Source organism: Sphingomonas hylomeconis, from assembly GCF_025370105.1.
In the GTDB taxonomy this organism is placed as follows: Bacteria; Pseudomonadota; Alphaproteobacteria; order Sphingomonadales; family Sphingomonadaceae; genus Sphingomonas; species Sphingomonas hylomeconis.
Genome location: NZ_JANQBK010000004.1, coordinates 398,766 through 416,100, shown reverse-complemented (window position 1 = coordinate 416,100; position 17,335 = coordinate 398,766). Strand labels below are relative to the sequence as shown.

At 66.5% G+C, this 17,335-nt stretch carries 21 protein-coding genes; 13 read left to right on the top strand and 8 right to left on the bottom strand.

The genetic code is table 11. The features are described from left to right. Window positions 1-26: 26 nt before the first annotated feature. The 5 genes from NV401_RS08595 to NV401_RS08575 all read right to left on the bottom strand — a co-directional run bounded on the left by NV401_RS08595 (window position 27) and on the right by NV401_RS08575 (window position 3,599). On the bottom strand, window positions 27-956 hold the full coding sequence (locus NV401_RS08595; protein ID WP_261293979.1) for an electron transfer flavoprotein subunit alpha/FixB family protein: 930 nt from the start codon (window positions 954-956) through the stop codon (window positions 27-29). Further along, window positions 953-1,699, bottom strand: coding sequence for an electron transfer flavoprotein subunit beta/FixA family protein (locus NV401_RS08590; protein WP_261293978.1), 747 nt, complete (start codon window positions 1,697-1,699; stop codon window positions 953-955). The genes NV401_RS08595 and NV401_RS08590 overlap by 4 nt, the downstream gene beginning before the upstream one ends. A 52-nt stretch (window positions 1,700-1,751) precedes the next feature. Continuing rightward, window positions 1,752-1,994, bottom strand: coding sequence for a hypothetical protein (locus NV401_RS08585; RefSeq protein WP_261293977.1), 243 nt, complete (start codon window positions 1,992-1,994; stop codon window positions 1,752-1,754). 17 nt (window positions 1,995-2,011) lie between these two features. Continuing rightward, a complete protein-coding gene (gene sucC, locus NV401_RS08580) occupies window positions 2,012-3,211 on the bottom strand; it encodes an ADP-forming succinate--CoA ligase subunit beta (RefSeq protein ID WP_261293976.1) in 1,200 nt (399 codons plus the stop codon). A gap of 73 nt (window positions 3,212-3,284) precedes the next feature. Further along, window positions 3,285-3,599 carry a hypothetical protein gene (locus tag NV401_RS08575; RefSeq protein ID WP_261293975.1) on the bottom strand — a complete coding sequence of 105 codons (315 nt, stop codon included), beginning with the start codon at window positions 3,597-3,599 and terminating at the stop codon, window positions 3,285-3,287. A 44-nt stretch (window positions 3,600-3,643) separates the two neighbouring features. Here NV401_RS08575 and NV401_RS08570 point away from each other — a divergent pair, with 44 nt between their 5' ends. After that, window positions 3,644-4,162 (top strand): sterol desaturase family protein, encoded by a 519-nt coding sequence (locus NV401_RS08570; RefSeq protein ID WP_261293974.1) that lies wholly within the window; start codon window positions 3,644-3,646, stop codon window positions 4,160-4,162. Continuing rightward, window positions 4,159-4,908 carry a sulfite exporter TauE/SafE family protein gene (locus tag NV401_RS08565; RefSeq protein WP_261293973.1) on the top strand — a complete coding sequence of 250 codons (750 nt, stop codon included), beginning with the start codon at window positions 4,159-4,161 and terminating at the stop codon, window positions 4,906-4,908. The genes NV401_RS08570 and NV401_RS08565 overlap by 4 nt, the downstream gene beginning before the upstream one ends. Here NV401_RS08565 and NV401_RS08560 read toward each other — a convergent pair. Then, window positions 4,905-5,423 carry a 2'-5' RNA ligase family protein gene (locus NV401_RS08560; RefSeq protein WP_261293972.1) on the bottom strand — a complete coding sequence of 173 codons (519 nt, stop codon included), beginning with the start codon at window positions 5,421-5,423 and terminating at the stop codon, window positions 4,905-4,907. The genes NV401_RS08565 and NV401_RS08560 overlap by 4 nt on opposite strands. After that, window positions 5,423-6,358 (bottom strand): ribose-phosphate pyrophosphokinase, encoded by a 936-nt coding sequence (locus NV401_RS08555; protein ID WP_261293971.1) that lies wholly within the window; start codon window positions 6,356-6,358, stop codon window positions 5,423-5,425. Before NV401_RS08555 ends, NV401_RS08560 begins: the two co-directional genes overlap by 1 nt. A gap of 101 nt (window positions 6,359-6,459) precedes the next feature. Between NV401_RS08555 and NV401_RS08550 the strand changes: the two genes are divergently transcribed. The 9 genes from NV401_RS08550 to NV401_RS08510 all read left to right on the top strand — a co-directional run bounded on the left by NV401_RS08550 (window position 6,460) and on the right by NV401_RS08510 (window position 14,356). Continuing rightward, the gene (locus NV401_RS08550; RefSeq protein ID WP_261293970.1) at window positions 6,460-7,806 is read left to right on the top strand and encodes a glutamate--tRNA ligase; all 1,347 of its coding nucleotides are present in this window, start codon (window positions 6,460-6,462) and stop codon (window positions 7,804-7,806) included. A gap of 260 nt (window positions 7,807-8,066) precedes the next feature. Then, window positions 8,067-8,744, top strand: a complete 678-nt coding sequence (locus NV401_RS08545; protein WP_261293969.1) for an energy transducer TonB — start codon at window positions 8,067-8,069, stop codon at window positions 8,742-8,744. A gap of 54 nt (window positions 8,745-8,798) precedes the next feature. Beyond that, window positions 8,799-9,146, top strand: a complete 348-nt coding sequence (locus NV401_RS08540) for a hypothetical protein (protein ID WP_261293968.1) — start codon at window positions 8,799-8,801, stop codon at window positions 9,144-9,146. A 14-nt stretch (window positions 9,147-9,160) separates the two neighbouring features. Further along, window positions 9,161-10,108: a bifunctional diaminohydroxyphosphoribosylaminopyrimidine deaminase/5-amino-6-(5-phosphoribosylamino)uracil reductase RibD gene (gene ribD, locus NV401_RS08535; protein ID WP_261293967.1), complete on the top strand. Its 948-nt coding sequence runs from the start codon at window positions 9,161-9,163 to the stop codon at window positions 10,106-10,108. A 5-nt stretch (window positions 10,109-10,113) separates the two neighbouring features. After that, complete coding sequence (locus NV401_RS08530) at window positions 10,114-10,731, top strand: riboflavin synthase (RefSeq protein WP_261293966.1); 618 nt, start codon at window positions 10,114-10,116, stop codon at window positions 10,729-10,731. A 49-nt stretch (window positions 10,732-10,780) separates the two neighbouring features. Continuing rightward, window positions 10,781-12,082, top strand: coding sequence for a 3,4-dihydroxy-2-butanone-4-phosphate synthase (gene ribB, locus NV401_RS08525; protein WP_261293965.1), 1,302 nt, complete (start codon window positions 10,781-10,783; stop codon window positions 12,080-12,082). A gap of 30 nt (window positions 12,083-12,112) precedes the next feature. Then, a complete protein-coding gene (gene ribH / locus NV401_RS08520; protein WP_261293964.1) occupies window positions 12,113-12,535 on the top strand; it encodes a 6,7-dimethyl-8-ribityllumazine synthase in 423 nt (140 codons plus the stop codon). Between the two features lie 63 nt (window positions 12,536-12,598). Further along, window positions 12,599-13,972 carry a cytochrome P450 gene (locus tag NV401_RS08515; protein WP_261293963.1) on the top strand — a complete coding sequence of 458 codons (1,374 nt, stop codon included), beginning with the start codon at window positions 12,599-12,601 and terminating at the stop codon, window positions 13,970-13,972. Between the two features lie 12 nt (window positions 13,973-13,984). Continuing rightward, complete coding sequence (locus NV401_RS08510; protein WP_261293962.1) at window positions 13,985-14,356, top strand: excalibur calcium-binding domain-containing protein; 372 nt, start codon at window positions 13,985-13,987, stop codon at window positions 14,354-14,356. A gap of 126 nt (window positions 14,357-14,482) precedes the next feature. On the opposite strand, the gene NV401_RS08505 is transcribed toward NV401_RS08510, so the two are convergent. After that, window positions 14,483-15,571 carry an alkene reductase gene (locus NV401_RS08505; protein ID WP_261293961.1) on the bottom strand — a complete coding sequence of 363 codons (1,089 nt, stop codon included), beginning with the start codon at window positions 15,569-15,571 and terminating at the stop codon, window positions 14,483-14,485. 81 nt (window positions 15,572-15,652) lie between these two features. Here NV401_RS08505 and NV401_RS08500 point away from each other — a divergent pair, with 81 nt between their 5' ends. Together NV401_RS08500 and NV401_RS08495 are read left to right on the top strand one after the other, a co-directional pair. Beyond that, window positions 15,653-16,588 carry a DMT family transporter gene (locus NV401_RS08500; RefSeq protein WP_261293960.1) on the top strand — a complete coding sequence of 312 codons (936 nt, stop codon included), beginning with the start codon at window positions 15,653-15,655 and terminating at the stop codon, window positions 16,586-16,588. Further along, window positions 16,585-17,265 carry a COQ9 family protein gene (locus tag NV401_RS08495; RefSeq protein ID WP_261293959.1) on the top strand — a complete coding sequence of 227 codons (681 nt, stop codon included), beginning with the start codon at window positions 16,585-16,587 and terminating at the stop codon, window positions 17,263-17,265. Before NV401_RS08500 ends, NV401_RS08495 begins: the two co-directional genes overlap by 4 nt. The last annotated feature ends 70 nt before the right edge of the window (window positions 17,266-17,335 follow it).

The window sequence follows — 17,335 nt, the reverse complement described above, 5'->3', positions numbered from 1 at the left end:
GGTCGATCGAGATTCGAGGCGTGGCCTCAGAGCTTCTCGGTCAGCTCCGGCACGATCTTGAACAGATCGCCGACCAGGCCGAGATCCGCGACCTGGAAGATCGGCGCATCCTCATCCTTGTTGATCGCGATGATCGTCTTGCTGTCCTTCATCCCGGCGAGATGCTGGATCGCGCCGGAAATGCCGATCGCGACATAGACTTCGGGCGCGACGATCTTGCCGGTCTGGCCGACCTGATAGTCGTTCGGCGCATAGCCCGCGTCGACCGCCGCACGGCTCGCGCCGACACCGGCGCCGAGCTTGTCGGCCAGCGGATCGATCAGCGCATGGAACTGCTCGCCCGAACCCAGCGCGCGACCACCCGAGACGATGATCTTGGCGCTGGTCAGCTCCGGGCGTTCCGACGTGGCGATCTCGCTGCCGACATAGGTCGACACGCCGCTATCACCGGTGGTTGCCACGGCTTCGATCGTGCCCGAACCGCCCTCGGTCGCGGCCTTCTCGAACGCGGTGCCGCGTACGGTGATGACCTTCTTGGCATCCTTGGTCTGGACGGTGGCGATCGCATTGCCGGCATAGATCGGCCGTGTGAACGTATCTTCCGACTCGACCGACAGGATGTCGGAGATCTGCATCACGTCGAGCAACGCGGCGACGCGCGGCGCGATGTTCTTGCCGCCCGAGGTGGCGGGGAACAGCACCGCGTCGTGATCGGCCATCAGCTGGACGACCAGCGGCGCGACATTCTCGGCCAGCGCATGCGCATAGGCCGCATCGTCGGCGACGTGGACCTTGCCCACGCCGGCGATCTTGGCGGCTTCGGCGGCGACCGCGTCGACGCCTTGGCCGGCAACGATCAGATGGACTTCGCCGAGCTGCGACGCGGCGGTGACCACGGCGAGCGTGGCATCCTTGACGGTGGCGCCGTCATGTTCGACCCAGACGAGCGTCTTCACTTCGCGACTCCCATTGCCTTGAGTTTGGTGACCAGTTCATCGACATCGGCGACCTTGACGCCGGCCGAGCGCTTGGCCGGCTCGACCACCTTCAGCGTGGTCAGGCGCGGCGCGATATCGACGCCGTAATCGGCCGCCGTCTTCTGCGCCATCGGCTTGGATTTGGCCTTCATGATGTTGGGCAGCGAGGCATAACGCGGCTCGTTGAGCCGCAGGTCGACGGTGATGATCGCCGGCAGCGTCAGCGTCTCGGTCTCCGCCCCGCCATCGACTTCGCGCGTCACGGTGACGCTGTCGCTGGTCAGCTCGACCTTCGAGGCGAACGTCGCCTGGCCGACGCCAAGCAGCCCGGCGAGCATCTGCCCGGTCTGGTTGTTGTCGTCGTCGATCGCCTGCTTGCCGAGGATCACCAGATCGGGCTTTTCCTCGTCGACGATCGCTTTCAGCAGCTTGGCCACGCCCAGCGGCTCGACCTTCTCTTCCGAGACGATCAGGATCGCGCGATCCGCGCCCATCGCCAGCGCCGTGCGCAGCGTTTCCTGGCTCTTCTGCTCGCCGATCGAGACGACGACGATTTCCGTCACGCCCTTGTCCTTGAGGCGGATCGCCTCTTCGACGGCGATCTCGTCGAACGGGTTCATGCTCATCTTGACGTTCGCCAGATCGACGCCCGTCCCATCCGCTTTCACGCGGGGCTTCACGTTGTAATCAAGCACGCGCTTGACCGGGACAATTACCTTCATCCGTATCTCTCCAAAATCTGGCCACGCTTCCTGGGGAGGAGCGGATCGGTTCTCAGTCAGCTAATTCCAGACGACGTTCGATCCGGTCAAGGCGCATGCTGATATTGTCGATCGCGATTTGCTGTGCCGCATCCGCCGCCGATAGGTTGGCGAGATGCTGCATGATCGATGCTACCGACCCTTCAAGATTGGCGAGACGGCGCGCCATCTCATCTTGCTTGCGCTCGACGCGCTCCAGTGTCGACTGGAAGCGATTCAAGTGCTCGAAGATCAGATTTTCAACGTTCTCCGTCATCGCCCATCCATAGCAAGTTACGCTGCCTTTTGCACCTCCGCGACGATCTTGCGCGCCGCATCGCCCAGGTCGTTGGCGGGAACGATCGCCAGGCCCGAGGTCGAGAGAATGCGCTTGCCCTCCTCGACGTTCGTGCCTTCCAACCGAACCACCAACGGGACCGAAAGGTTCACTTCCTTCGCCGCGGCGACGATGCCGTCGGCAATGATGTCGCACTTCATGATGCCGCCGAAGATGTTGACGAGGATGCCCTTCACCGCCGGATCGCTGAGAATGATCTTGAACGCTGCCGTGACCTTCTCGGTCGTGGCGCCGCCGCCGACGTCGAGGAAGTTGGCCGGGAACATGCCGTTCAGCTTGATGATGTCCATCGTCGCCATGGCCAAGCCCGCGCCGTTGACCATGCAGCCGATGTCGCCGTCGAGCTTGATATAGGCCAGGTCGTACTTGGAGGCTTCGAGCTCGGCCGGATCTTCCTCGGTCTCGTCGCGCAATTCCATCAGGTCCTTATGGCGGAACATCGCGTTGCCGTCGAATGCCACCTTGGCGTCGAGCACGAGCAGCTGGCCCTGCTTGGTCACGGCGAGCGGATTGATCTCGATCTGCTCGGCATCGGTGCCGATGAACGCATCATACAGCTTCGAGGCCGTGCTCGAGGCCTGCTTGGCGAGATCGCCCTCGAGCCCCAGCGCATTGGCGACCGCGCGGCCGTGATGCGGCATGAAGCCGGTTGCCGGATCGATGTCGAACGTCTCGATCTTTTCCGGCGTGTCGTGCGCGACGGCTTCGATGTCCATGCCGCCTTCGGTCGAGACGACCATCGAGACACGGCCGGTTGCGCGGTTGACGAGCAGGGCGAGATAGAATTCCTTCTCGATGTCGGCGCCGTCGGTGACGTACAGGCGGTTGACCTGCTTGCCGGCATCGCCGGTCTGGATCGTCACCAGCGTGTTGCCGAGCATGTCGGTCGCCGCGGCGCGGACGTCTTCCTCGCTCCAGGCGAGACGCACGCCGCCCTTGGCATCAGGCCCGAGTTCGACGAACTTGCCCTTGCCGCGGCCGCCGGCATGAATCTGCGATTTCACGACGTAAAGCGGCCCGGGCAGCTTCTTCGATGCCTCGACGGCTTCCTCGACGGTCAGCGCCGCATAGCCTGCGGGGACGGGCACGCCGAATTTGGCCAGCAATTCCTTGGCCTGATATTCATGAATGTTCATGGGCGCGCGCCTTTCGAATGGAATGGGTTTGCAGCGGCCTAAAGCACAGCCGGGCGGCTGAATCCACCCTTGGCTATCGGGGAAGCCCCATCGCGCACGAGGCGGCGGCACTGGCGGTGACCGAGATGATCTGCGGATCGTTGAGGTCGCGGATGCGGCGCAGCAGATGCTTCACCCCCCGCCCCTCGCCCTTGCCCAGCGCCGACAGGCGCTGCAGCTGCGCGATCGACAGATTGTCGACCAGCTCGTCGGCCATGCATTCGGCGACGTCGTGCGACAGGCCGGCTTTCAGCAGCGCGTCGCGCGTGCGCGACTGCGGCGAGGCGCAGGCGGCAAGCGCGCACGGCAGCAGAATCGCCAGACGCCAGGGGGAATAACGCGAATTCACAGCTTCACCTCGCAACCAGGGCCGACCGCCGCTATATCGCGCTCATGAATTGGGCAACCGGCCTCCTGCTGTTCACCGCCACCATCGTCGGGATGGAAGGCTTTGCTTATGTCGCGCATCGCTGGCTGATGCACGGGCCGGGCTGGTTCCTGCACGAGAGCCACCACCGCGCGCGCCAGGGCAATTGGGAACTGAACGATCTGTATGCGGCGATCTTCGCGGTGCCGTCGATCGTGCTGTTGCTGGGCGGCGTGCAGCTCGGCTGGTGGCCGGGCTTCGCCTGGATCGGCGCGGGAATCGCGGCGTACGGCGCGATCTATTTCGGCTTCCACGACATCATCGTGCACAAGCGCCTCAATCACCGCTATTTGCCCAAATCCGCCTATATGAAGCGCATCATCCAGGCGCACCGGCTGCACCATGTGGTCGAGACCAAGCATGGCACGGTCAGCTTCGGCTTCCTCTGGGCGCCTAAGCCGGACGAACTGAAAGCGGAGCTCAAGCGCCGTGACCGCGCTGGCGTCCGCGCGCCCGTGCGGTCCGCCGACCTGCCCGTCGATTGAACGAAGGAACGTTGTTCTTCGCGCTGGCGGTGCCGGCGGTAATCCTGCTCGGGCTCGCCAAGGGCGGTTTTGCCGGCATGGGCGCGCTGTCGCTGCCGATGCTCGCGCTGGCCATCTCGCCGGTGCGCGCGGCCGCGATCCTGCTGCCGATCCTGATCGTGCAGGACGTGGTCGGCGTCTGGGCGTTCCGCAAAAGCTGGGACCGATACGTGCTCGCCTGGACGTTGCCGGGAGCGGCGGTCGGCATCGCGCTAGGCTATTGGTTCGCCGCACAGGTTTCGACCGATGCGGTGCTGGGGCTGGTCGGGGCGATCTCGCTGCTGTTCGGTGGCTATCGGCTATGGCGCGAGCGCGGCCATGCGGTGACCGCCGCCGCCAATGCGCCCGGCTGGGTCGGCGCGCTTTGTGGCTTGGCCTCGGGTTTCACCAGCCAGGTCGCACATGCCGGGCAGCCGCCGTTCCAGCTCTGGGTCCTGCCGCGCCGCCTGCCGCGCGACGTGCTGGTCGGCACGACCGCCATCTTCTTCGCCGTGGTCAATTGGATCAAGGTGCCGGCCTATTGGGCGCTCGGCCAGTTCGATTCGGCCAACCTCGTCGCCGCCGGGCTGCTCATGCCGGTCGCCATCCTCTCGACGCTGGCCGGCGTCTGGCTGGTGCGCCGCATCGCGCCCGAGCGTTTCTATACCGCGATCTACGTGCTGATGATGCTGGTGGGCGCCAAGCTGATCTGGGACGCCGCGGTTTAGCCGAGCGGCCAGCGCGCGACCGTCTCATGGCGCCGTTCACCGACGATGCTGTCGAGCAACAGCAGTTCCTCGACCGGCCAGTCGATCGGCGGAATGTCCCGCTCGACTGCGTGCCGGCCATGCAGCAGCGTGACATGCGGCCGGAAGTCCCAAGTGCATCGCGGCTGCAGCCCGCCCGCCCGCAACGCCCGATCGAGCGCGCCCTGCAGCGCCAGCAGCCCGGGCGGCACTGCGCTCGGGACCAGCACGACACTGCCCGCACCGCCGACCAGCCGGTCCAGGACGAGTCGAAACGACGCCAGCGGCACATCGGCGATGGCCCCCTGCGCGCGCGCGGCCGCATCGGCGGGGAAATCCTGGCGGTCGTCGAACAGCCAGGCCGTCAGGTGCAACTGATCGTCCGCCACCAGGCCCTTGGTCTGGCCGAGCGAGTCGCGCCACCCGGCAATCGCGCGGCGCACGCCCGCGGCCGGCCGCACCGCGAAGAACAGGCGGTGGAACGGCTCGGTCGGCATCAGTCGAACAGGCTGGAGACCGAACTTTCGTCGGCGATGCGGCGGATCGCCTCGGCGAGCAGCGGCGCGATGGTCAGGTGGCGGATGCGCTTGGCGTCCTTGATCACCTCATGGCTGCCGATCGAATCGGTGATCACCAGTTCCTCCAGCGCCGAACCGTCGACCCGCGCCACCGCGCCGCCCGACAGCACGCCGTGCGTGCAATAGGCGACCACGCCGACCGCGCCGGCTTCCTTCAGCGCCGCCGCGGCGTTGCACAGGGTCCCGGCCGAATCGACGATATCGTCGATCAGGATGCAGAAGCGCCCCTCGACCTCGCCGATGATGTTCATTACTTCGGATTCGCCGGCGCGCTCGCGGCGCTTGTCGACGATCGCCAGCGGCGCATTGTCGAGCCGCTTGGCCAGCGCGCGCGCGCGCACCACGCCGCCGACGTCGGGCGAGACGACCATCAGGTTGCGATCGCCGAAGCGCGTGAGGATATCCGCCGACATCACCGGCGCGCCGTAGAGATTGTCGGTCGGGATATCGAAGAAGCCCTGGATCTGCCCGGCATGCAGATCGACCGAGAGCACGCGATCGGCGCCGGCGACGGTGATCATGTTGGCGACGAGCTTGGCCGAGATCGGCGTGCGCGGGCCCGGTTTGCGGTCCTGCCGGGCATAGCCGAAATAGGGGATGACGGCGGTGATGCGCTTGGCCGAGGCGCGTTTCAGCGCATCGATCATGATCAGCAATTCCATCAGATTGTCGTTCGCCGGATAGCCGGTCGATTGCAGTACGAACACGTCCTCGCCGCGCACATTCTCCTGCACTTCGACGAAGATCTCCTCGTCGGCGAAGCGCCGCACACTGGCCTTAGTCAGGTCGAGCTCGAGATAGCGCGCGACATCGCGGGCGAGCGGCAGATTCGAATTGCCGGTCAACAGTTTCATGTTTGCGATCTCCCCGCGGTCTGCCCGCGATCCTTTAGGCGCGAATCGGCGAGCGTAAAGGGGGCATTGCCCGGTTCGGACACGCTGCCTAGAGCGTGAGCATGACCATTCGCACCCGTTTCGCCCCCTCACCCACCGGCCTGCTGCACGTCGGCAATATCCGTGCTGCGCTGCATAACTGGCTATGGGCACGCAAGAATGGCGGCCAGTTCTGGCTGCGCATCGACGATACCGATGCCGAGCGCAGCGAGGAACGGTTCGTCGACGCGATCCGCGCCGATCTAGCCTGGCTCGGACTCTCGCCGGATGGCGAGGAACGGCAATCCGCGCGGTTCGATCGCTACGAGGCGCGCTTTGCCGCGCTGCGCGACGCGGGGCGGATCTATCCCGCCTATGAGACGGCGCAGGAGCTCGATCTCAAGCGCAAGATCGCCGCCGGGCGCGGGCTGCCGCCGATCTATGATCGCGCCGCGCTGGCGCTGGGCGACGCGGATCGCGCCGCGCTCGAGGCGGACGGCGTCCCGCCGCATTGGCGCTTCAAGCTCGATCACGACACGCCGATCGAATGGGACGATCTGATCCGCGGGCACCAGAAATTCGATGCCGCGACGATGAGCGACCCCGTCATCCGCCGCGCCGATGGCTCCTGGCTCTATATGCTGCCCAGCGTGATCGACGATGCCGAGATGGGCATCACGCATGTCGTGCGCGGCGAGGACCATGTCTCGAACACCGCGCTGCAACTGCAGATGTTCGCGGCGATGGGCGTGAAGGCGCCGGCGTTCGCGCACGAGGCATTGCTGGTCGGCAGCGAGGGCAAGCTCTCCAAGCGGCTCGGCTCGCTCGGCGTGGCGGCGTTTCGCGACGCGGGGATCGAGCCGGAAGCGGTGCGCGCGCTGCTCGCGCGGCTCGGCACCAGCGATCCGATCGAGCCGATCGCCGATGCCGCGCTGTTGATCGCGAGCATGGATTTCGCGCGCTTCGGCCGCGCGCCGGCGCGATTCGACGATGCCGAACTGGCCGGGCTCAACGCCAAGATCGTCCATGCGCTGGATTATGACATGGTGGCGGCGCGGCTCCCCGCCGGCATGGGCCGGGCGGAATGGGACGCGGTACGACCCAACCTCAAGACCGTGGCCGAGGCGGCGGACTGGTGGGCGGTGATCGACGGCGACGTTCCCGCGGTGGCGGACCCTGCCGACCATGACTTCCTTGCCGAAGCGGCGCGCGTGGCAAGCGAGATCGACTGGGCGGCCGATCCCTGGCACGCGCTGACCGCCGCGCTCAAGGCGTCGAGCGGGCGCAGCGGCAAGGCGCTGTTCCTGCCCTTGCGCCGTGCGCTGACCGGGCGCGATCACGGCCCCGACATGGCGGCGTTGCTGCCGCTGATCGGGCGCGAGCGCGCGGTGGCGCGACTCGGGGGAATGGGCTCCTCGAACCGACCCTAACCACAACGGTCATCCCGCTAACCACAACCGTCATCCCGCTAACCACAGCCGTCATCCCGGACTTGATCCGGGATCCAACGCGCCTCGTTGGCGAAGTCCAAGAGGCGAAATGGACCCTGAATAAGTTCAGGGTGACGGCTTAGGGCATGACGGGTCATGTAACAAAGTATCTTGCGGCCATTGCGTTATGATGTATCATCCCGGCATCAAGCCCGGCACGAGACCGGCCCCAGCACTCGAGGAGATACGGGAGACGGCCAATGTACGCGGATCGTTACGGCAAGTCCGGGATCAAGCCCGGCGCATTAAGTATCGCGATCGGACTGAACGGGGCGATCATCGCCGCGCTGATCTTTTCGACGCCCGACATCGTCAAGTCGATCGACAAGACCTTCATCGCCCGGCCGATACCGCTGCCAGTGGATCCCCCGCCGCTGCCCGATCCCAAGCCCAAGACCGAAACCAAGGTCCGTACCGAGCAACGGGTCATCGATCCGCCGCCCCGCCAACGCCCGACGCTGACCGAGACGGTCGCCCCCACCAATACCGGCAACTTTTTTGAACCCGGCCCTCCGGGCCTCGATGGCGGCGTGACCGGCGGCACCGGCACGATCGAACCGCCTTATATTCCGCCGCACGTCCCTGTGCTGGTCGGCGCGCGCCCCGATCCGCGCTTCGCCAAGGCGTTCCAGCCCGCCTACCCGCCGGGCGAGCGCCGCGCCGAACGCGAAGGGCGCGTCACCGTCCGCGTGCTGATCGGCACGGATGGCCGCGTGAAGCAGGTCGAACGAGTCAGTGCAGCGAGCGAGGCCTTCTTCGCCGCTACGCGCGAACAGGCCTTGGCCAAGTGGCGCTTCACGCCCGCCACCAGGGACGGCATCCCGCAGGAGGTCTGGCGCACGATGAGCGTCAGCTTCGTTCTCGACGACGCCGACTGATCGCCCGCCGCGCAGGGCTGGCATCCGCCGCCCTGCGCGCTTATCTTGGGCGCCATGCAGTTCTTCCGCCACCTCAACATCGTGCGCGCGATCAACGATTTGCGCAGCTATCTCGCACAGGAAGGGCCGCACAAGCTCGGTTTCCTGCTGCTCTCGGTCGCGCTGTTCGGGTCGCTGCTCGTCGCTTTCACGATCGATAGCCACGAAGTGCCAGTCTATCACCGCGAGATCACCTATATCGAGCAATGGCCGGCCGACCGCACCGACGCGCAGATCATCGCCCAGCAGAAGATCGACGGGCCGATCGAGGCCAAGCGCAAGGCCGCGGAAGCCGCGCGGCAGAAGAAGATCCAGCAGGACTATAAGAAGCTGAACGACAAGCTCGAGAAGTTCGGCATCTGAGCGACTCCCGGTTCATGGCCACGGCGCTAGCGCTCGCCGAGCGCGGCCGTGGCCGGACCGCGCCCAATCCCAATGTCGGCTGCGTGATCGTGCATGGCGGCCGGCTGATCGGCCGCGGCTGGACGCAACCGGGCGGGCGGCCGCATGCCGAGGCGGTGGCGCTGGCCCAGGCCGGCGACGCGGCGCGCGGCGCGACCGCCTATGTGACGCTGGAGCCCTGCGCGCACGCCTCGCCGCGCGGCCCGGCCTGCGCCGATCTGCTCGTCGCGGCGGGCGTGGCGCGCGTCGTCGTCGCGCTCGGCGATCCGGACGCGCGGACCGATGGCGCCGGGATCGCGCGGCTCCGGGCGGCGGGGATCGCGGTAACGGTTGGCATCCATGCCGCTGAGGCGCGCCGGTCGATGGCCGGGTTTCTTGCCCGCCATGCGCTGGACCGCCCGTTCGTCACGCTGAAACTGGCGCTGTCGCTGGATGGCGCGGTGGCGATGCCCGCCGGCACAAGCAAGTGGATCACCGGGCCGGAATCGCGCGCGCATGCACATGTCGAGCGGGCACGCAGCGATGCGATCCTGGTCGGGCGCGGTACGCTGGAGGCGGATGCGCCCGCGCTGGATGTGCGCCTGCCCGGGTTGGAGGACCGTGCACCGAGGCGCGTCGTCCTGTCCACATCCCGTCACGATAACGGTTGGAGTCGAATCGAATCGCCCGCCGATATCGTCTCCCTCGCCGGTATCGACCATCTTCTCGTCGAGGGCGGCGCCGAGACCGCTGCCGCCTTCCTTCGCGCCGATCTGGTCGATCGCCTGTTGCTGTACCGCGCACCGATCCTGATTGGCGGCGGGCGCACGTTGCCGGATATCGGCCTTACCGACCTCGCCGCCGCGCATGGCCGCTGGGCGCTGCACGATACGCGGCGGCTTGGCAGCGACCGGCTCGACATTTACGAACGCCTCAGGAGCTAACACCCATGTTCACCGGCATCGTCAGCGACATCGGCACGATCTCGAGCGTCGAGACGGTCGAGGACACGCGCGTCATCATCCGCACCGCCTATGATCCCGACTCGATCGATCTCGGCGCGTCAATTTCCTGCTCGGGCGTGTGCCTGACGGTGATCGACAAGGGCGCGGACAGCGACGGCAAGTGGTTCGCGGTCGACGTCTCGGGCGAGACGATCAGCCGCACCGCACGCGGCCAATGGACCGCCGGCCGCCGGCTCAATCTCGAACGCGCGCTCAAACTGGGCGAGGAACTCGGCGGGCATATCGTCACCGGCCATGTCGACGGCATCGGCACGATCGCCTCGATCGCCGACGAGGGCGGCTCGAAACGCTTCCGCGTCACCGCCGGCCCCGACATCGCGCCGTTCGTCGCGGAGAAGGGCTCGATCACGCTCGATGGCGTATCGCTCACCGTCAACGAGGTTACCGACAGTGCCGGTCAGGTGACGATCGGGGTCAATATCATCCCGCACACCGCCGCCGTCACGACCTTCGACGGGCTGGCGGAAGGCGACGCGATCAACATCGAGATCGACGTCCTCGCGCGCTATCTCGGCCGGATGAAGTCGTTTCTGCCAAGCTGATGTGATTTGGCGCATTGACGATCACATCTCGATGTGATTATCCCGTGCTATGAGCACGATATTGATCAGCAAGCTGCGCGCCCTCGTCACCGATGGCGGCATGTCGCGGTCCGGCCTCGCCCGCGCCGCCGGCCTCCACGCCAACACGCTGCGCGATCTCGACCAGCCCGACTGGAACCCGACCGCCGACACGCTGCGCAAGCTCGAAACCTTCATCTTCGCCAATGACGACACGCCGGCTCTGGTCTCGATCGAGGAGATCATCGACGAGGCGCGCAACGGCCGCATGTTCATCCTGGTCGATGACGAGGATCGCGAGAATGAAGGCGATCTGATCATCCCGGCGCAGATGGCGACGCCCGATGCGATCAACTTCATGGCCACGCACGGCCGCGGGCTGATCTGCCTGGCGATGAGCAAGACGCGCACCGATGCGCTCGGCCTGGAACTGATGAGCCGCGCCAACGGCACGCGCCACGAAACCGCCTTCACCACCTCGATCGAGGCGCGCGACGGCGTCACCACCGGCATTTCCGCGGCTGACCGCGCGCGCACCATCTCGGTGGCGATCGATGCCTCGAAGGGCCGGGACGACATCGTCACGCCGGGCCATGTCTTCCCGCTGGTCGCGCGCGATGGCGGCGTGCTGGTCCGCGCCGGGCATACCGAGGCGGCGGTCGATGTCGCGCGATTGGCCGGACTCAACCCCTCGGGCGTGATCTGCGAGATCATGCGCGACGACGGCACGATGGCGCGGATGGACGATCTCGTCGCCTTCGCCCGGCTGCACAACCTCAAGATGGGCACGATCCGCGATCTCATCGCCTATCGCCGCCGCCACGACCATCTGGTCGAGAAGCGCGCGGAAATGAGCTTCGAAAGCAAATGGGGCGGCGACTGGAAGGCGATGACCTTCTTCAACAAGGCCACCGGCGACGAGACAATCGCCTTGGTCAAAGGCTGGATCGACCCGAGCAAGCCGACGCTCGTGCGCATGCACACCGCGTCCTATTTCGTCGACATGTTCGGCGAGCAGAACGAGCGCGCCGGGCTGCTGTCGGGCGCGATGGAGCTGATCGCGGGGGCGGGCAGCGGCGTGATCGTGGTGATCAACCGCCCGATGAAGGACAGCGTCTCGCGCTTCATCAAGCTGCGCGGTGAAGGCAAAGGCGCCGGCGCGCCCGAGGTCGAGGAATTGCGCGACTATGGCGTCGGCGCGCAGATCCTCGCCGAGCTCGGCGTCGAGGAAATGATCCTGCTGACCAACACGCACCACACATTGGTCGGGCTCGAAGGCTATGGCCTGTCGATCGTCGGCGAACAGCCGATCCCGGGCACCGGCGGCGAATAACCGCCTCTCCTATCAGGTTAAGGACTGCACATGGCCAAACTCCTCATCGTCGAAGCGCGCTTCTACGATCACCTCAACGACCTGCTGCTGGAGGGCGCGCGCAGCGCGATCGAAGCCGCCGGCCATGCCCATGAAACGATTACCGTGCCCGGCGCGCTCGAAGTGCCCGGCGCGATCGCGCTGGCGGCGGACAGCGGGCGTTACGACGCCTATGTTGCCTTGGGCGTGGTGATCCGCGGCGAGACCTATCATTTCGAGATCGTCGCCGGCGAATCCGCGCGCGGCCTGATGGCGCTGTCGATGGACGGGCTGGCGATCGGCAACGGCATCCTGACCACCGAGAACGAGGCGCAGGCGCTGACCCGCGCGAAGAAGGACGAGAAGGACAAGGGCGGCGAAGCGGCCAAGGCGGCACTCGCGATGCTCGCGTTGCAGGGCCGGTTCGCGCGGTAATACGCGCCGGTTGCGCCACAGGGCCCCGTTACTTATACTCCTGTCAGTAACGGGAGAGACAGCATGGCGCTCGCACATAGCTTCAAGGCCAACCCGCACTGGCTGCCGCGACAGCCGCCCGGCGCGCTCGATGCGATTCCCGGCGAAAACGGCCTGCCCTTCATCGGCAACACGCTGAAACTGCTCAAGGATCCGGTCGCCTTCGGCAAGCGCATGGCCGAAACCTATGGCCCGGTCTATCGCAACAACAGTTTCGGCGGGCCGAACATCGTGCTGCTCGGTCCCGATGCCAACGAACTCGTCCTGTTCGATCGCGAGAAGATCTTCTCGTCCGAACAGGGCTGGGGCCCGATGCTCAACCTGCTGTTCCCACGCGGGCTGATGCTGATGGATTTCGACAAGCACCGCGCCGACCGCAAGGTCCTGTCGGTCGCGTTCAAACCAGAGCCGATGCGCCATTATGCCGAGGCGATGGGCCAGGGGATTACCGCGCAGATCGCCGATTGGGGCAACAAGCCGATCAAATTCTATGCCGCGATCAAGAAGCTCACGCTCGATCTCGCCGCCGACAGTTTCTTCGGTATGCCGCTGGGGCCCGAGGCGGACCACATCAACCAGGCGTTCGTCGACGAGGTGCAGGCGTCGATCGATCCGATCCGCGCGCCGTTGCCCGGCACCAAGATGCGCCGTGGCGTCAAGGCGCGCGCATACCTTATCGACTTGTTCGAACGCGAGATCCCCAAGCGCCGCGGCGGCGAAGGCCAGGACTTCTTCTCGCAATTCTGCCGCGCCGTGGATGACGACGGCCAGCCGCTGTCGAACGCGGCGATCGCCGATCACATGAATTTCCTGATGATGGCGGCGCACGACACGATCACCTCGTCGGCGACCAGCCTGGTCATGCTGCTCGGCCGCAATGTCGAATGGCAGGATAAGCTGCGCGAAGAAATCCTCGCACTTGGGCTCAACGACGCAGGCGGCGTGCCGCATGGCCAGCTCGATCGCCTCGCGCTCACCGATTACGCGTTCAAGGAAGCGCTGCGGCTGATCCCGCCGGTCCCCTCGCTGCCGCGCCGCGCGTTGAAGCCGTTCCGCTTCGGCGGCTATGATATCCCCGCCGGCACCCATATCGGCATCAACGTCGCGCACACGCACCGCATGGCCGAGCTCTGGCCCGATCCCGATACGTTCGATCCGCTACGCTTCACGCCCGATGCGGTCCGCGCACGGCACAAATATGCCTGGGTGCCGTTCGGCGGGGGCGCGCATATGTGCCTCGGGCTGCACTTCGCGACGATGCAGATCAAACTGCTGATGGCCGGCCTGCTCAGCCGCTACCGCATCGAGCTGGCCCCCGGCTCGGGCGACCAATGGCAGGCCTGGCCGATCCCACAGCCGAGCGATGGCCTCCCGCTCAGGTTCGTGCCGCTCAACTAAACTTCAAACGATTTGTTCACGACGCTGCGTTTACCGTCGGGGATGAGCTTAAAAAAGCCCTTCCGCGCTGTGCCGATCAAGCTTGGCCCACGCTACCGACAAAAGGCGAGACAGGACGAGACACGAACGATTGTCGTCACCTTGGGCAAGGCGGTTGCATTTGGCCTCGTGATCGCCGTTGCCAGCGTCGTGTTCGAGCGGCCAATGCTTTCTTCTTGGCGCCGACTGACCGAAGAACCTGCTGCGCGTGCGGTACGCGAAGCCAGTGTTTGGTATGCAGGGTGCGACGAGCCTCGCGCCGCCGGTAGAGCGCCGATCTATGCGGGCGAGCCCGGCTATCGCTCGGGAATGGACGGCGACGGCGACGGCATCGCCTGCGAATAGCAGCGGCAGGCAAAGCGGCAAGATCGCCTTTGGTACCCGAGCATGATGATCGGCCGGCACTGACCGATGTCGGTATTCGGGGCGACCTCAAGAGGCCGCCCCGCTGCGTACGATTGCGCGGTCAGATCAGGCTGCCGCAGTTTCCAGCGCCGGAAAGTCGATATAGCCCTCCGGCCCCCGGCTGTACCAGGTGCGCATCTCCGATTCAGCGAGCGGCGCGCCGCTGCGCAGCCGCGCCGGCAGATCGGGATTGGCGATGAACGGCCGGCCGAACGACACCGCGTCGGCGACGCCGCGATCGATCGCCGCCTGCGCCGCGTCCACCGTCGTGTAATCGGAATTGAGTACCAGCGGCCCGTTGAACACCTGGCGGATCGCCGGCGACAGTTTCGGCACGTCGGTGCGCCCGAACGTTCCCTCGGGGCCCGGCTCGCGCAGTTCGAGGAAGGCGATGCCGATTTCGTCCAGCGCCTTGGCCGCCGCGACGAACAGGGGCTGCGGGTTGCTGTCGTTCACGCCCTGCGATTCGCCGTTGGGCGACAGGCGGATCGAGGTGCGATCCGCGCCCGCCACGCTGGCCACGCGCTCGACCACTTCGCGCATCAGCCGAATGCGGTTCTCGACCGAGCCGCCATAGCGATCGTCCCGGAAATTGGCGTTGTCGCGCAGGAATTGGTCGAGCAGATAGCCGTTGGCACTATGCACCTGAACGCCATCGAACCCGGCGGCGAGCGCGTTCTTCGTCGCCAGCGCATAATCCTCGAGCAACCGGGGAATCTCGTCCAGCGTCAGCGGCCGCGCGGTTTCGAACGCCTGCTTACCTTCATAAGTATGCGCCTCTCCTGCAGTGGCGGTCGCCGAGGACGAAACCGGCTGCCCGCCGATCACCGAGGAATGCACCTGCCGGCCCATATGCCAGAGCTGCGCGATGATCCGCCCGCCCGCGGCATGGACCGACGCGGGGACCGGCTTCCATGCCTCGACCTGCGCGTCGGTCCACAAACCGGGCGCGAACGGCCAGCCCAGCCCTTCGCGGCTGATCCCGGTCGCTTCGCTGATGATCAGCCCGGCGCTGGCGCGCTGCGTGTAATAATCGACCATGATATCGGTCGGCACAGCTTGCTTGTCGGCACGGCCGCGCGTCAGCGGTGCCATCAGAATGCGGTTGGGCGACTGGATCGCACCGAGCTGGATGGGATCGAACAGGCTGGGCACGAGACTTCCTTTTGCTGTGACGCAGCAAAGATAGGAGGCTACAGCGCGTCATGCATCCCGCGCTTCCCAAGAAAATCTAGCATGGCTGAAACCGCGCCCGATACCGCGCCCGCGACCGGGTCCAACCGGCTGGCCTTTGCGGCGCTGATCGCCGGCAATGTGGCATTGGCGTTCGGGCCGTGGTTCGTGCGGCTGGCGGATACCGGCCCGGTCGCGGCCGGCTTCTGGCGCGTCGCGCTGGCCGCGCCCCTGCTGCTGGCGATCGCCTGGCGCGGCGGCTGGCGCCCTGCCGGGCTCCGCCCTGGTTTATGGTGGATGGTCGGGGTGGCCGGCGTCAGTTTCGCCGCCGATCTGGGCAGCTGGCATCTCGGCATCCTGCGCACGACGATGGCCAACGCCACCTTGTTCGGCAATTGCGCGACGCTGATCTTCCCCCTGTACGGCTTCATCGTCCTGCGCGCCTGGCCGAGCCGGATCCAGGGGCTGGCGCTGCTGCTCGCGGCGATCGGCGGCGCGCTGCTGATGGGGCAATCGTACAGCCTCAACCCGCGCAACCTGGCCGGCGATCTGCTCTGCCTGTTCGCCGGCACGCTCTACACCTTGTACTTCATCATCATGGCTCGGGTGCGCGAGACGACCGCGGCGCTGCCGGCGCTGGCCCTGGCCAGCGCGGCCGCGATCCTGCCGCTGTTGCTCGCCGCCACGCTGCTCGGCGAACGGATCTGGCCGCACGATTGGTGGCCCTTGCTCGGGCTGGTGCTGGTCAGCCAGCTGCTCGGGCAAGGGCTGATGATGTACGCGCTGGGCAAGCTGTCCCCGCTGGTGATCGGGCTCGCGCTGCTGACGCAGCCGATCGTCGCCGCGGCGGTCGGCTGGATCGTCTATGACGAGACGCTCGGCGCCGCCGATCTGGTCGGGGCAGTGCTCGTCGCGGTCGCGCTGGTGCTGGTCGGCCGCACGCCCGTGGTTGCGCCGCCGCGCGGCGGGTCTAGAATGGCGGCGAAGGAACCGCGATGACCCCTGCTCTCTCCGCCCCCGCCTCGTTCGCTGACGCTACATTGGACGAAATTCGCGCCGCGCTCGCACCGCGCATCGCCAGTAATGCCGCGTTCGACGGCTGGGGCGCGCCCGCGCGCGATGCCGCCGCCGACTCGCTCGGCATCGATCGCGACGTGGCGCTGCTCGCCTTTCCAGGTGGCGCGGTGGAAATGATCGCCGCCTGGTTCGCTTATGTCGACGCCGCGATGCTCGCGGCGCTGCCGCCCGAGCGACTCGCCACGTACAAGATCCGCGCGCGGATCACGGCGCTGGTCGAAGCGCGGCTCGCCGCGGTCGCCGCCGATCGCGAGGCGCTGCGCCGCGCGTTGGCGATCCTCGCCATGCCGCAGAACGTCGCCCGCGCCGCGAAGCTCGGCTGGCACGCCGCGGACGTGATGTGGCGCGCCGCGGGCGACACCGCGACCGACTACAATCACTATACCAAGCGCACGATCCTCGCCGGCGTCTACGGCGCGACGCTGACGGTGTTCCTCGATGACGACAGCGCCGGTCAGGCCGACACCAGGGCGTTCCTCGCGCGCCGGATCGAGGGCATCATGCGCTTCGAGAAGGCCAAGTCCGGCTTCCTGGCGCGCACCGAGCACCGCCCCAGCCTGTCGCGCTTCATCGGCCGGCTGCGCTATCCGGCGGTGTGATCGACCGATCCAGCGGGCCGATCGCAATTTGCTGCTAGCCTTCGCCGTCAGTTATTGATAATCAGTCGCA

What these genes read in the sequence shown, in the direction of transcription:
- NV401_RS08590 (WP_261293978.1), bottom strand. Translation starts at nt 1,699, where the DNA reads ATGAAGGTAATTGTCCCGGTCAAGCGCGTGCTTGATTACAACGTGAAG.
- NV401_RS08585 (WP_261293977.1), bottom strand. Translation starts at nt 1,994, where the DNA reads ATGACGGAGAACGTTGAAAATCTGATCTTCGAGCACTTGAATCGCTTC.
- sucC (WP_261293976.1), bottom strand. Translation starts at nt 3,211, where the DNA reads ATGAACATTCATGAATATCAGGCCAAGGAATTGCTGGCCAAATTCGGC.
- NV401_RS08570 (WP_261293974.1), top strand. Translation starts at nt 3,644, where the DNA reads ATGAATTGGGCAACCGGCCTCCTGCTGTTCACCGCCACCATCGTCGGG.
- NV401_RS08560 (WP_261293972.1), bottom strand. Translation starts at nt 5,423, where the DNA reads ATGCCGACCGAGCCGTTCCACCGCCTGTTCTTCGCGGTGCGGCCGGCC.
- NV401_RS08555 (WP_261293971.1), bottom strand. Translation starts at nt 6,358, where the DNA reads ATGAAACTGTTGACCGGCAATTCGAATCTGCCGCTCGCCCGCGATGTC.
- NV401_RS08550 (WP_261293970.1), top strand. Translation starts at nt 6,460, where the DNA reads ATGACCATTCGCACCCGTTTCGCCCCCTCACCCACCGGCCTGCTGCAC.
- NV401_RS08545 (WP_261293969.1), top strand. Translation starts at nt 8,067, where the DNA reads ATGTACGCGGATCGTTACGGCAAGTCCGGGATCAAGCCCGGCGCATTA.
- NV401_RS08540 (WP_261293968.1), top strand. Translation starts at nt 8,799, where the DNA reads ATGCAGTTCTTCCGCCACCTCAACATCGTGCGCGCGATCAACGATTTG.
- ribD (WP_261293967.1), top strand. Translation starts at nt 9,161, where the DNA reads ATGGCCACGGCGCTAGCGCTCGCCGAGCGCGGCCGTGGCCGGACCGCG.
- NV401_RS08530 (WP_261293966.1), top strand. Translation starts at nt 10,114, where the DNA reads ATGTTCACCGGCATCGTCAGCGACATCGGCACGATCTCGAGCGTCGAG.
- ribB (WP_261293965.1), top strand. Translation starts at nt 10,781, where the DNA reads ATGAGCACGATATTGATCAGCAAGCTGCGCGCCCTCGTCACCGATGGC.
- ribH (WP_261293964.1), top strand. Translation starts at nt 12,113, where the DNA reads ATGGCCAAACTCCTCATCGTCGAAGCGCGCTTCTACGATCACCTCAAC.
- NV401_RS08515 (WP_261293963.1), top strand. Translation starts at nt 12,599, where the DNA reads ATGGCGCTCGCACATAGCTTCAAGGCCAACCCGCACTGGCTGCCGCGA.
- NV401_RS08500 (WP_261293960.1), top strand. Translation starts at nt 15,653, where the DNA reads ATGGCTGAAACCGCGCCCGATACCGCGCCCGCGACCGGGTCCAACCGG.
- NV401_RS08495 (WP_261293959.1), top strand. Translation starts at nt 16,585, where the DNA reads ATGACCCCTGCTCTCTCCGCCCCCGCCTCGTTCGCTGACGCTACATTG.